Here is a 13,170-nt window from a genome sequence, read left to right on the forward strand (position 1 = left end):
CTGCTTACTCGCCAATCGCGGCCAGTTGATCGGCCTGGTATTCGGCCAGCAACGGCTCGATCACGGCCTCGACGCCACCGGCAAGGATCTCGTCGAGGGAATACAGCGTCAGGTTGATTCGATGATCGGTGACCCGACCCTGGGCGAAATTGTAGGTACGGATCCGCTCGGAGCGGTCGCCCGAACCCACCAGCAATTTTCGCTCGCTGGCAATGGCATTGGCCGCGGCGCTGGTCTGCTGGTCGTTGAGCTTGGCCGACAGCCAGGCCATGGCCCGTGCACGGTTCTTGTGCTGGGAACGTTCTTCCTGGCATTCGACCACGATGCCCGAAGGCAAGTGAGTGATACGGATCGCCGAATCGGTCTTGTTGACGTGCTGGCCGCCGGCGCCGGAGGAGCGGTAGGTGTCGATCCGCAGATCCGCCGGGTTGATTTCGATGGCTTCCTGCTCGTCCGGCTCGGGCAATACCGCCACGGTGCAGGCCGAGGTATGGATGCGGCCCTGGGATTCAGTGGCCGGCACGCGCTGCACACGGTGGGCACCGGACTCGAATTTCAGCTTGCCGTAAACGTTCTCGCCTTCGACCCGGGCAATGACTTCCTTGAAGCCGCCGTGTTCGCCTTCGTTCTCGGACAGAATTTCCACGCGCCAGCCGCGACGCTCGGCGTAACGCGAATACATGCGGAACAGGTCGCCGGAGAAAATCGCCGCCTCGTCGCCCCCCGTACCGGCACGTATCTCGAGGAAAACGTTGCGCCCGTCGTTCGGGTCCTTGGGCAACAGCATGCGCTGCAGGTTGCTCTCCAGCTCAACCAGCTGTTCCTTGGCTTCGCGGACTTCCTCGACGGCCATTTCACGCAGGTCCGGGTCGCTGTCCTTGAGCAGCGCCTGGGCACCGGCAAGGTCTTCCTGCACTTTGAGCAGCTGTTTATATGTCGCGACAATCGGCTCGACTTCCGCGTACTCCTTGGAGTAGGTGCGGAACTTGTTCTGGTCGGAAATGACTTCGCCATCGCCCAGCAAGGCGGTCAGTTCCTCGAAACGGTCCTGGAGAACGTCCAGTTTATTGAGCAGTGACGCTTTCATTACGATTTCTTATCCGAAAAGCTATCCGGTGAACCCTCACCGAGGGCAAAGAGTTCCTGGGCCATGGCCAGCGCATCGAGGCGGCCTTCGGCGGTCAGCTTCTTGAGCTGGACACTGGGGGCGTGGAGCAGTTTGTTGGTCAGGCCGCGAGCCAGTTGCGCCAGCACATCTTCAGCGTTGCCACCGTTGGCCAGCAGACGCTGGGCCTTTTGCAGCTCTTCGTCGCGCAGGCGCTCGCTCTGCTGACGATACGCCTTGAGTACATCCACGGCTGCCAGCTCGCGCAGGCGCACCATGAAGTCCTCGGCGCCGACGCTGATCATCTCTTCCGCCGCCTGGGCCGCGCCCTGCCGGCTCTTGAGGTTCTCGGCGACCACTTCGTGCAGGTCGTCGACGCTGTAGAGATAAACGTCATCCAGCTCGCCGACTTCCGGCTCGATGTCCCGGGGAACGGCGATGTCCACCATGAAGATCGGCTTGTGCTTGCGCAGCTTCAGGGCGCTTTCCACCGCGCCCTTGCCCAGAATCGGCAATTGGCTGGCGGTGGAACTGATGACGATGTCGCTATGCACCAGCTCCGCCGGAATGTCCGACAGCAACACTGCATGGGCTCCGAACTGTTCGGCCAGGGTGCTGGCGCGCTCCAGGGTCCGGTTGGCGACCACGATGCGCTTCACACCCAGGTCATGAAGGTGACGAGCGACCAGGGTGATGGTCTCGCCGGCACCGATCAACAGGGCCTGGCTGCGTTGCAAGTCACTGAAAATCTGCTTCGCCAGGCTGACAGCGGCAAACGCCACGGACACTGGGTTTTCACCGATAGCCGTGTCGGTGCGCACCTGTTTGGCGGCGTTGAACGTGGCCTGGAACAGCCGCCCCAGCAGCGGCCCGACGGTGCCGGCTTCGCGGGCCACGGCGTAGGCCGATTTCATCTGGCCGAGAATCTGCGGTTCGCCCAGTACCAGGGAATCGAGCCCGGACGCGACGCGCATCATGTGACGAACGGCCGCATCGTCTTCGTGCACATAGGCGCTGGCGCGCAGCTCTTCGAGGCTCAGATCATGGTATTCGGCCAGCCAGCGCAGCACCGCATCGGCCGAAACGTGATCCTGTTCTATATAAAGCTCGCTGCGATTGCAGGTGGAGAGGATCGCAGCCTCGCGGCTCTCGGTGAGCCGGCAGAGCTGCTGCAGGGCCTCAACCAGCTGCTCAGGCGTAAAGGCCACGCGCTCGCGGACGTCTACTGAAGCAGTCTTGTGGTTAATACCAAGTGCAAGGAAGGCCATTCAAGGTCGCTGATGGTGACGTGAAGCCGGCAATTGTCCTACTTCGCCAGATTCAGGACAACCACTCGATCTCTATCGCCTCGCCTGACAGCGTAAATCGACGGGGCGGTTATGTTTGGTCGAAGGCTTGTGTCATGATGATCCGACCGCAGGTTAGTCGTCCTCTTCCTATATGAATAGATCTTCCGCGTTGCTCCTCGCTCTTGCCCTGCTCAGCGGCTGCCAGTCCATGGCCCCCGTATCGACGGACGGTTCGCCGCCGGTCGAAGACAGCACGCAGGCCCCTGAAAAGCCCAAGGTCTACGGCTCGTTCAGCGAAGAAACCATCTTCAGCCTGTTGAGCGCCGAACTGGCAGGCCAGCGCAACCGCTTCGACATTGCGCTGGATAACTACGTGACCCAGGCCATCAATACCCAGGACCCTGGCATCTCCGAGCGGGCGTTTCGCATTGCCGAATACCTGGGGGCCGACCAGGCGGCGCTGGATACCGCCATGATCTGGGCGAAGAATGCGCCGGATGACCTTGAAGCGCAGCGCGCCGCCGCCGTACAGCTGGCACGGGCCGGCCGTTATGACGACTCCATGATGTATATGGAGAAAGTGCTGCTGGGCAAGGGTGACACCCACTTCGATTTCCTTGCATTGTCTGCTGCCGATACCGACCAGGAAACCCGCAGCGGCCTGATGAAAAGCTTCGACCGCCTGCTGCAACGCCATCCGAACAACGGCCAGCTGATTTTCGGCAAGGCGCTGTTGCTGCAGCAGGACGGCGATTCCAAGGGTGCCCTCACGTTGCTCGAGGACAACCCGCCGGAAGCCGGCGAAGTAGCGCCGATCCTGCTGCGGGCGCGCCTGCTGCAAGGCATGAACCGGGGTGACGAAGCCCTGCCGCTGCTGGAAAAAAGTATCAAGAAATATCCGGACGACAAGCGCCTGCGCCTCACCTACGCCCGCATGCTGGTGGAAAACAACCGCATGGACGACGCCAAGGTGGAGTTTTCCAGCCTGGTCCAGCAATACCCCGAAGACGACGAACTGCGTTACTCCCTGGCCTTGGTTTGCCTGGAAGCCAAGGCCTGGGAAGAAGCCAAGGGTTATCTGGAAGACCTGATCGCCCGGGAGAGCCACGTCGATTCGGCCCACCTGAACCTGGGGCGCATCGCCGAGGAACGCGACGACCCGGAGACCGCGCTGATCGAGTACGCCCAGGTCGGTCCGGGGAATGACTACCTGCCGGCGCAGCTGCGCCAGGCCGATATCCTGATGAGTAATGGCAAGACAGCCGAGGCCCAGAGCCGCCTGTCCGTTCAGCGCGACGCCCAACCCGACTACGGAATCCAGTTATACCTCATCGAAGCGGAGACCCTGTCGAGCAACAATCAGGGCGACAAGGCCTGGGGTGTGCTGCAGCAAGCCCTGAAACAATACCCGGACGACCTGAACCTGCTCTACACCCGGGCCATGCAGGCGGAAAAACGCAATGACCTGGCGCAGATGGAAAAAGACCTGCGCCTGATCATCCAGCGCGATCCCGACAACGCCATGGCCCTCAATGCCCTCGGCTACACCCTGTCGGACCGTACCACGCGCTATGACGAGGCCAAGGTACTGATCGAGAAGGCCCACCAGATCAACCCGGAAGACCCGGCGGTGCTCGACAGCCTGGGCTGGGTGAATTATCGCCTGGGCAACCTCGACGAAGCCGAACGCCTGCTGCGCCAGGCCCTGGAGCGCTTTCCCGACCAGGAAGTCGCTGCTCACCTGGGCGAAGTCCTGTGGGCCAAGGGCAAGCAACGCGAAGCCCGGCAGATCTGGAACAAATTCCTCAAGGAACAGCCTGACAGCCCCATCCTGCGCGGCACCATCAAACGCCTGACCGGATCAGAGACCCTTTAAGACCATGTTTTTGCGCCACTTCATCGTTTTCAGCTTCATTGCCCTGCTCGCCGGTTGCGCGGGCTTCGGCGCCCGTGAATCCGTCCAGGGCCACGGCAACCCGACCCAATGGCGTGAGCACAAGGCACAACTGAGCGGCCTCGACGGCTGGCAGATCGACGGCAAGATCGGCATTCGCGCCCCGAAAGACTCCGGCAGCGGCACGCTGTTCTGGCTGCAACGCCAGGACTATTACGACATTCGCCTCTCCGGCCCGCTGGGTCGCGGCGCGGCGCGACTGACCGGACGCCCCGGCCAGGTCTCGCTGGAAGTCGCCAACCAGGGGCGCTACGACGCGCCCTCGCCCGAAGCCCTGCTGGAAGAACAATTGGGTTGGAAACTGCCGGTCTCGCATCTGACCTGGTGGGTTCGTGGGCTGCCGGCACCGGACAGCAAGAGCCGCCTGACCCTCGACGCCGACAGTCGTCTGTCCAACCTGGAGCAGGACGACTGGCAGATCGAATACCTCAGTTATGCCCAGCAGAACGGCTACTGGCTGCCCGAACGCATCAAACTGCACGGCAGCGATCTCGACGTCACGCTGGTGATCAAGCAATGGCAGCCGCGCAAGCTGGGGCAATGACATGACCGCCCCGCGCCTGACCCTGCCCTCCCCGGCCAAGCTCAACTTGATGCTGCATATTCTCGGTCGTCGCCCGGACGGCTATCACGAGCTGCAGACGATCTTTCAGTTCCTGGACTACGGCGATGAAATCACCTTTGCCGTGCGCGACGACGGCGTGATTCAGTTGCACACCGAATTCGAAGGCGTCCCCCACGACAGCAACCTGATCGTCAGAGCCGCGAAAAAACTCCAGGAGCAATCCGGTTGTTCGCTGGGCGTCGACATCTGGATCGAAAAAATCCTGCCCATGGGCGGCGGTATCGGTGGCGGCAGTTCGAATGCGGCGACCACGCTGCTCGGGCTCAACCATTTGTGGCAGCTGGATTGGGACGCGGATCGCCTCGCCGCCCTGGGCCTGACGCTGGGGGCCGATGTACCGGTTTTCGTACGTGGCCACGCGGCTTTTGCCGAAGGCGTAGGGGAAAAACTCACTCCGGTAGAACCCGAGGAACCCTGGTACCTCGTGCTGGTGCCGCAAGTATCTGTAAGTACAGCAGAAATTTTTTCAGATCCGCTGTTGACACGTAACTCTCCTCCCATTAAAGTGCGCCCCGTTCCCAAGGGAAACAGTCGAAATGACTGCTTACCGGTGGTAGCGAGGCGTTACCCAGATGTTCGTAACGCTTTGAATTTGCTAGGTAAATTTACCGAAGCAAAACTCACCGGAACTGGAAGTTGTGTGTTTGGGGGCTTCCCAAGCAAAGCTGAAGCTGATAAAGTCTCGGCCCTTCTTACAGAGACCCTTACAGGGTTTGTGGCAAAAGGAAGCAACGTTTCGATGTTGCATCGCAAGCTACAAAGCCTGCTCTAAAAGGAATCGAGTGTTAGGCACTCGCAGCAACAGATACAGGGGCGTCGCCAAGCGGTAAGGCAGCAGGTTTTGATCCTGCCATGCGTTGGTTCGAATCCAGCCGCCCCTGCCATTTTCCTATACTCATCCAGGCATACCCTCAGCCTCCAGGTACTGCGCGTGTCCAAGATGATGGTCTTTACGGGGAACGCCAACCCCGATCTGGCTCGGCGTGTCGTACGTCAGCTGCATATCCCTCTCGGTGACATTTCTGTCGGTAAGTTTTCCGACGGCGAGATCACTGCCGAGATCAATGAAAACGTTCGCGGTAAAGACGTCTTCATTATTCAGCCGACCTGCGCTCCGACCAACGATAACCTGATGGAACTCGTCGTGATGGCTGATGCCTTCCGCCGTTCCTCGGCTACTCGTATCACTGCTGTTATTCCTTACTTTGGTTATGCCCGCCAGGATCGCCGCCCGCGTTCCGCGCGCGTGGCGATCAGCGCAAAAGTCGTCGCCGACATGCTGACCGTTGTCGGCATCGACCGTGTCCTCACGGTTGACCTGCACGCTGACCAGATTCAGGGCTTCTTCGATATTCCCGTGGATAACATCTACGGCTCCCCGGTCCTGGTGGATGACATCGAAGATCAGCGCTTCGAGAACCTGATGATCGTGTCCCCGGACATTGGTGGCGTCGTGCGTGCACGGGCCGTTGCCAAATCCCTGGGCGTGGATCTGGGTATCATCGACAAACGCCGCGAGAAAGCCAATCACTCCGAAGTGATGCATATCATCGGCGACGTCGAAGGCCGTACCTGTATCCTTGTCGATGATATGGTCGATACCGCCGGCACCCTGTGCCATGCGGCCAAGGCTCTGAAAGAGCACGGCGCGGCCAAGGTCTTTGCCTACTGCACACACCCTGTGCTGTCGGGTCGGGCGATCGAGAACATTGAAAATTCCGTGCTGGACGAGCTGGTGGTCACTAACACCATCCCGCTGTCCGCAGCAGCACAAGCCTGTGCGCGTATCCGCCAACTGGATATCGCACCGGTGGTTGCCGAAGCGGTTCGCCGCATCAGCAATGAAGAATCGATCAGCGCGATGTTCCGTTAAGGGCCCTGCCCTTGCCATGACATCCCGTTGACGAAAAGCGCCCCGCCCCAACACTCATGTTGGGGCGGGGCTTTTTTGCCCATCCGCTTTGACGTCGGTCGCAGACGTCACCCGGAATGGCTATTTTGGAGATACAAAATGACTGATTTCATCCTGAACGCCCAAGCGCGTACCGACCTGGGGAAAGGTGCGAGCCGCCGCCTGCGTCGTCTCGCCAACCAGGTTCCTGCCGTTGTCTACGGTGGTGACAAGGCCCCTGAGTCCATCACCATGCTGGCCAAAGAAGTGGCCAAGCTGTTCGAAGACGAGGCTGCCTTCAGCCACGTGATCGAGCTGAACGTCGATGGCAAGAAGCAAAACGTTATCGTTAAAGCGATGCAGCGTCACCCGGCCAAGCAATTCATCATGCACGCTGACTTCATTCGCGTCGTGGCTGGCCAGAAACTGACCGCAACCGTTCCAGTGCACTTCATCAACGAAGCTGCTCCGATCAAGAAAGGCGGCGAGATCTCGCACGTCACTTCCGAGCTGGAAGTTTCCTGCCTGCCGAAAGACCTGCCTGAATTCATCGAAGTCGACCTGGCTAACGCCGAAATCGGCACGATCATTCACCTGTCCGACCTGAAAGCGCCTAAAGGCGTTGAGTTCGTGGCCCTGGCACACGGCGACGACAAGGCTGTTGCCAACGTCCACGCTCCACGTGTTGCTCCAGAAGCTACCGAAGAAGGCGCAGCAGAGTAATTTCACTCTGTCGCCGGAGTGACCGGTAACATCGCGGACTGGAACGTAGCGAGGCAGCGGGCGGGAACGCGAAGTTTACTCAAGGGTAGATCCGCAATTTTCGTCCACTGTCGCCAAAGTACCTGACCGCGACTTGTTATCCACACTCCAGGAAGGGCCCCTATCGTGACTGCCATCAAACTGATCGTTGGCCTGGGAAATCCAGGCACCGAATACGAACAGACCCGGCATAACGCAGGGGCCCTTTTTGTTGAGCGCATCGCGCACGCACAAGGCGTCAGCCTGGCGGCCGATCGCAAGTATTTCGGCCTGACCGGGCGCTTTTCGCATCAGGGTCAGGATGTTCGTCTGCTGATCCCCACCACCTACATGAACCGCAGCGGCCAGGCCGTGGCGGCATTGGCCGGTTTCTTCCGCATCAAGCCCGAAGAAATCCTGGTGGCCCACGACGAACTCGACCTGCCTCCGGGCGTTGCCAAGCTCAAACAGGGCGGCGGCCATGGCGGTCACAACGGGTTGCGCGACATCATTGCGCAGCTGGGTAACCAGAATACCTTTCACCGCCTGCGGCTCGGCATCGGCCACCCGGGCGTTGCCAGTATGGTGTCGAATTTCGTCCTGGGTCGTGCGCCTCGCGCCGAACAGGAAAAACTCGATGCCAGCATCGACTTTGCCCTCGGCGTGCTGCCGGATATTCTCGCCGGTGAATGGAACCGCGCGATGAAGAACCTGCACAGCCAGAAGGCCTGACTCTTACCGAGGGGAAACACCATGGGATTCAATTGCGGCATCGTCGGCCTGCCTAACGTCGGCAAGTCCACCCTGTTCAACGCCCTGACCAAATCCGGCATCGCGGCCGAGAACTTCCCCTTCTGCACCATCGAGCCGAACAGCGGCATCGTGCCGATGCCGGATGCGCGCCTGGATGCCCTGGCGGCCATCGTCAATCCCAAGCGTATCCTGCCGACCACCATGGAATTCGTCGACATCGCGGGCCTCGTGGCTGGCGCGTCGAAGGGCGAGGGTCTGGGCAACAAATTCCTCGCCAACATCCGCGAGACCGATGCCATCGCCCACGTGGTCCGCTGCTTTGAAGACGAGAACGTGATTCACGTCTCCAACAGCGTCGACCCGAAACGCGACATCGAGATCATCGACCTGGAACTGATTTTCGCCGACCTCGACAGCTGCGAGAAACAACTGCAGAAAGTCGCCCGCAACGCCAAGGGTGGCGACAAGGACGCCGTCGTCCAGAAAGGCCTGCTGGAGCAGCTGATCGCCCATTTCACCGAAGGCAAGCCGGCGCGCAGCCTGATGAAAAACATGAGCACCGAAGAGAAGCTGGTGATCAAGGGCTTCCACCTGCTGACCACCAAGCCGGTCATGTACATCGCCAACGTCGCTGAAGACGGTTTCGAGAACAACCCGCACCTGGACGTGGTCAAGGCCATCGCCGAAGAAGAAGGCGCCATGGTGGTTCCGGTCTGCAACAAGATCGAAGCGGAAATCGCCGAACTGGACGACGGCGAAGAAAAGGACATGTTCCTGGAGGCCCTGGGCCTGGAAGAGCCTGGCCTGAACCGCGTGATCCGCGCCGGTTACGAAATGCTCAACCTGCAGACTTACTTCACCGCCGGTGTCGAAGAAGTCCGCGCCTGGACCGTCCGCGTCGGCGCCACCGCCCCGCAAGCCGCCGGCGTGATCCACACCGACTTCGAAAAAGGCTTTATCCGTGCCGAAGTCATCGCCTACAACGACTTCATCCAGTACAAAGGTGAAGCCGGTGCCAAGGAAGCCGGTAAATGGCGCCTGGAAGGCAAGGACTACATCGTCAAGGATGGCGATGTGATGCACTTCCGCTTTAACGTCTGACTCTGCTGAAAACGAAAAAGCCGCGATGATTCGCGGCTTTTTTGTGGGCGACGATCAGCCCAACAGATGCCCTGGATCGACCTCGGGCGCGACCCCGATCAGCCCTACCCCAGCGTCGGGCGCCACGATCAAGTTGTCGTCATCCAGGTTTTCCCGCCAGTCCCCCGCCAGCGCAATCTGGAACCTGTGGCCTTGTGTGTCTGCTTCCACATTCGTCACATAGGTGCGATCCAGCGCCTGGTTGTAAATCATCTTCAGCGTAGTGTCCGTGCCGTCTCCGAAGCCGGTATACCCCAAGGCCGATACATCGATCTTGTCATCGACCGTAAAACCTTCGATAAGGTCGACCGCGCCATGGCTGTCCGTCCGGTAGCTGTCCTCTACTGAGGTGTAGCGGAACACATCGGCGTTCTGCCGATTATCTGTCCACAACGAAATGTCGGCTCTGTCTCCACCATTCAGGCGATCAGCGCCACCACCACCAACGATGACATCAGCTCCGGCGCCACCGTTGATACGATCATTGCCGTCCAGCCCATAAATGACTTCCGACAACGCAGAACCGGTAATCGTATCGTTGGCAGACGTACCCTCAACGGTAGGCGCGGCGAGCACCAGGTTGGTGTTGTTCAACTGCCCCACCAGATTGCCGTCCAAAGCCAGTTCAAACCGATGCCCGGAAGCATCGACGTCGTAACTCTTGAGATAAGTATGGGAACCATCGGCACTGGCCTGGATAGCCAAGGTGCCGTCATGGCCGTTGCCAATCCCGGTGAAGCCCAAGGCAGTCAGGTCGATGCGGTCCTGGGAGACGTCGAAGTCCAGGATCCGGTCGCTGCTGCTGTGTGTCGCCGTGCGGAAACTGTCGCCGAGTTCGGTGAAGCGAAAGATGTCAGCGCCCGTGCCACCTTGCAGGACGTCACGCCCGCCATTGCCTTGCAGCACATCATCTCCCCCCAGGCCGTGGATGATTTCGCTGGCGTCAGTACCTTGCAAGATCTCATTGCCGGCGTATCCGTCCACGTGTAGCTTGCCGTCCTGGCTGCCGAAGCCGGTATCGATACTGCCATCGGCGTTCAGGCGGATGATGCTGAAATCGCCGTTGTTCGTGCCGGCCGCCAGGATCTTGCCATCGGCTTGCACCGTCAAAGCCACAGGTGTGCCGGTCTCGAAAGTCACCGTACCATTGGCGCCAAAAGTGGTATCGAAGGAGCCGTCGGCATTAAAGCGCGCTACGGTAGTGCGGGTGTCGCCGTCACCATGGCCCATGACGATGATCTTGCCGTCGGCTTGCAGGGTAACCACCGAATCTTCGCCAAAGCCCATGGCGGGGTCCAAGTAAAGGGCACCGTCGTCACCAAAGCGGGTATCGGGTTGACCATCGGGGGTGAAGCGCTGCAGGACATATGTCGGATCGCCCATGCCAGCGGCATTGTATGCAGCCCCGACGACCACGCTTCCATCTGCATGCACCGCAGTCGAAATTGCGCCGTTGTAGTGTTCGTCGGCGGGAATGCTGACCGTCAGCACGCCACCGTCGCCGAAGCCTTCGACCAAAGAGCCGTTATTGCCGAGCCTGGTCACTGTTGCCTGGTCAAACCCTCGGGCGCTGACCTGGAAGGTGCCATCGGTATTGGCCGTCAGGTCAATGTTCTTGAAGCTGTGGTTGATGTCGACCGTAACGACACCATTCTGACCGAAGGCGGCATCGCGAGTCCCATCGCTGTTGTAGCGCTCCACCTGTACGCCCGTATCCAGGGCGACGGCAACAAGCACCTTGCCATCGGACTGCACTGCCGTCAGCTCGTAGCGAGACGCCGGGGCTATCGCGGCAGGAACCATGTCGACACCACCTTCATGGAAGGTGGTGTCCAGACTGCCATCGGCGTTCAAGCGGATAATTGAATGGTTTTGTTCGTAGCCGTAGCTTTCCTCGCCCGGCGCCCCGGGGTACCCCCATGCAAGGTACTCGGTATAGCCGCCAACCAGTATCTTGCCGTCCGGCTGGATAATGATGCTCTGGTTCTCGTCGAATTGACCGGTGAGGTCGACTTGGACAGTGCCAGGGCCGGTTCTTACGGTATGGGTACTTGCCGTCGTGCTGTCGGTGTTTGCCATGGGATAGTCCTTTAAGAAGTCCTGGATCCATCGCTCCAGTAGAGCAATTGGGACTTGCTCGCTTTCCCATCGTTCCCACCAATTGCGACCTGCGGGCTTGCTCAATCCTGAGAGATGCCCCTTGTGGTACGTCGCTAGAACAGATACTCCATGTAGATCGCCGCACCACCACCGGCCTGCGCGTCAGCATTCATACCCGCCATCACTACCGCTCCTTTGGCCGACTGCAGCAGTTGCCGGTTGACTGTGCCGGCAGCAATGAGAAGCCGCCGGGCTGGCGTTCAAGGCCACCGACAATGCCAGCAGCTTGGGATCGAGCCCGAACAACAGGGCCGTGGCCGAACCGCCCACCACCAGGCCACCGCCCACTTCGGTGTACATGCAAGGGCCGGTGATGTCGTCTTCGGTCAGGTCACGGCTGACCAGCGCGTCGCTGACAAACACCTTGCCGAAGCTGGGGAAAGCCTCTGCCGCGCCGGCCGCTCCCACGCTCTTGCCCTTGATCTGGATATTGACCTTGCCGAAACGCGGCAGTCGCGCGCCGAATCCAGCCCCGACGCCGACGCCGCCTTAGCGATAGCTGACGTCCTTGCCTTCGGGTGAACGCAGGATGATCGAACCGCCCCTGGGGATAAGATATTTTTTCGCCAGTAGCCGTGGTAAAGGCGATTTCAGGATGCGATCCACCGGCATTCAAGTGACTGACGATGCCATCGGCGACCTCTGCGCGAGTCAGGAACTCGCGGCGATCCAGGGTGAGATTGAGGGCAATGCCCAACAAGCCAATACCGATCAGGGCGAAAAGCAGGCCCAGCAGTATCTTCCCGATGGGTGACGGGTGTCGTTAACCATGGCAGGTCTCGATATTCGTCCATGAAAAAGGGGGCTCAGGATAACAAGATGTTTCGCCGTCTCCCACCTGCGATACACACCTCCTTCATTTACTTGCGGTAGCCATCAACACGCCAAAGCAGAAAAAAGTAATGCCCGACAGCTTGCCTACAATCCCGGCTGCCCTGTTGGTGGAGAGCCAGCGCCTTGCACCATTGGCCATGAGGGCGTAGCCGCTATGAACCAATACGACGAGCAAGCCATAGGAAGAGATCAGCAGGAAAAACTGGTCGAAATAGTCAGCCCCCGGCTTGATGAACTGAGGAAACACAGCGAGAAAGAAGAATCCCGCCTTGGGGTTCAACAGCTGGATTGACAGTGCCTCGACAAATCGTCGACACGGTCGCGACGAGGTGGCGTTGAGCTCGGGGAGAAAACGCTTCGTCCGCCACATCTTGCCCCCCAGGTACAACAAATACAGGGCACCGGCATATTTGAGAAACGTGAACGCCGTAGCCGACGTGGCAAGGATCAGCCCGACGCTACTGGCGCTGATACCCGCCACGACAAAAGCACCCAGCGCGATACCGCAGATGCCGGGCAGCGAACCGGTCCAACCATGGCGCAAGGCGTTGGAAACTGTCAGCACGACCCCTGGTCCGGGGCTGAGCACGGTCAGGGTAGCCAGAATCAGAAACAGTTCGTAATTGACCATGAATCACTCCATCAAAGCGGCGGGGCTCAGAGTGTTGTGAACTGGCA

General features: G+C 59.9%; 12 protein-coding genes, 1 tRNA gene and 1 pseudogene. 9 read left to right on the forward strand and 5 right to left on the reverse strand.

What is annotated here, in order from left to right:
* Nucleotides 1-4 precede the first annotated feature (4 nt).
* On the reverse strand, nt 5-1,087 hold the full coding sequence (gene prfA, locus LCU97_RS12215; protein ID WP_232776522.1) for a peptide chain release factor 1: 1,083 nt from the start codon (nt 1,085-1,087) through the stop codon (nt 5-7).
* Complete coding sequence (hemA, locus tag LCU97_RS12220; RefSeq protein WP_232776524.1) at nt 1,087-2,373, reverse strand: glutamyl-tRNA reductase; 1,287 nt, start codon at nt 2,371-2,373, stop codon at nt 1,087-1,089. The genes prfA and hemA overlap by 1 nt, the downstream gene beginning before the upstream one ends.
* Before the next feature lie 172 nt (nt 2,374-2,545).
* Here hemA and LCU97_RS12225 point away from each other — a divergent pair, with 172 nt between their 5' ends.
* The 8 genes from LCU97_RS12225 to ychF all read left to right on the forward strand — a co-directional run bounded on the left by LCU97_RS12225 (nt 2,546) and on the right by ychF (nt 9,459).
* Complete coding sequence (locus tag LCU97_RS12225; protein ID WP_053146579.1) at nt 2,546-4,270, forward strand: tetratricopeptide repeat protein; 1,725 nt, start codon at nt 2,546-2,548, stop codon at nt 4,268-4,270.
* Nucleotides 4,271-4,274: 4 nt separating this feature from the next.
* Nucleotides 4,275-4,892 carry a lipoprotein insertase outer membrane protein LolB gene (gene lolB, locus LCU97_RS12230; protein ID WP_053146583.1) on the forward strand — a complete coding sequence of 206 codons (618 nt, stop codon included), beginning with the start codon at nt 4,275-4,277 and terminating at the stop codon, nt 4,890-4,892.
* A gap of 1 nt (nt 4,893) precedes the next feature.
* Complete coding sequence (gene ispE / locus LCU97_RS12235) at nt 4,894-5,745, forward strand: 4-(cytidine 5'-diphospho)-2-C-methyl-D-erythritol kinase (protein ID WP_232776526.1); 852 nt, start codon at nt 4,894-4,896, stop codon at nt 5,743-5,745.
* A 37-nt stretch (nt 5,746-5,782) separates the two neighbouring features.
* A tRNA-Gln gene (locus LCU97_RS12240) sits at nt 5,783-5,857 on the forward strand.
* Nucleotides 5,858-5,904: 47 nt separating this feature from the next.
* Nucleotides 5,905-6,846, forward strand: coding sequence for a ribose-phosphate pyrophosphokinase (locus LCU97_RS12245; RefSeq protein ID WP_003171603.1), 942 nt, complete (start codon nt 5,905-5,907; stop codon nt 6,844-6,846).
* 138 nt (nt 6,847-6,984) lie between these two features.
* Nucleotides 6,985-7,587, forward strand: coding sequence for a 50S ribosomal protein L25/general stress protein Ctc (locus LCU97_RS12250; protein ID WP_053146587.1), 603 nt, complete (start codon nt 6,985-6,987; stop codon nt 7,585-7,587).
* A 165-nt stretch (nt 7,588-7,752) separates the two neighbouring features.
* On the forward strand, nt 7,753-8,337 hold the full coding sequence (gene pth / locus LCU97_RS12255) for an aminoacyl-tRNA hydrolase (protein WP_030138575.1): 585 nt from the start codon (nt 7,753-7,755) through the stop codon (nt 8,335-8,337).
* 21 nt (nt 8,338-8,358) lie between these two features.
* Nucleotides 8,359-9,459 carry a redox-regulated ATPase YchF gene (gene ychF / locus LCU97_RS12260; protein ID WP_053146589.1) on the forward strand — a complete coding sequence of 367 codons (1,101 nt, stop codon included), beginning with the start codon at nt 8,359-8,361 and terminating at the stop codon, nt 9,457-9,459.
* A 54-nt stretch (nt 9,460-9,513) separates the two neighbouring features.
* Here the strand turns inward: ychF and LCU97_RS12265 are convergent, their stop codons facing one another.
* Together LCU97_RS12265 and LCU97_RS12270 are read right to left on the reverse strand one after the other, a co-directional pair.
* A complete protein-coding gene (locus LCU97_RS12265; RefSeq protein WP_232776527.1) occupies nt 9,514-11,577 on the reverse strand; it encodes a calcium-binding protein in 2,064 nt (687 codons plus the stop codon).
* 134 nt (nt 11,578-11,711) lie between these two features.
* Nucleotides 11,712-12,270 (reverse strand): annotated as a pseudogene (locus LCU97_RS12270) (hypothetical protein).
* On the opposite strand from LCU97_RS12270, the gene LCU97_RS26825 reads away from it, so the two are divergent.
* On the forward strand, nt 12,188-12,412 hold the full coding sequence (locus LCU97_RS26825) for a hypothetical protein (RefSeq protein WP_232776567.1): 225 nt from the start codon (nt 12,188-12,190) through the stop codon (nt 12,410-12,412). The pseudogene LCU97_RS12270 and the gene LCU97_RS26825 sit on opposite strands and share 83 nt — an antisense overlap.
* Before the next feature lie 102 nt (nt 12,413-12,514).
* On the opposite strand, the gene LCU97_RS12280 is transcribed toward LCU97_RS26825, so the two are convergent.
* On the reverse strand, nt 12,515-13,123 hold the full coding sequence (locus LCU97_RS12280) for a LysE family translocator (protein WP_053146593.1): 609 nt from the start codon (nt 13,121-13,123) through the stop codon (nt 12,515-12,517).
* Between the last annotated feature and the right edge of the window lie 47 nt (nt 13,124-13,170).

The organism is Pseudomonas uvaldensis (assembly GCF_021271205.1).
Classification (GTDB): domain Bacteria; phylum Pseudomonadota; class Gammaproteobacteria; order Pseudomonadales; family Pseudomonadaceae; genus Aquipseudomonas; species Aquipseudomonas uvaldensis.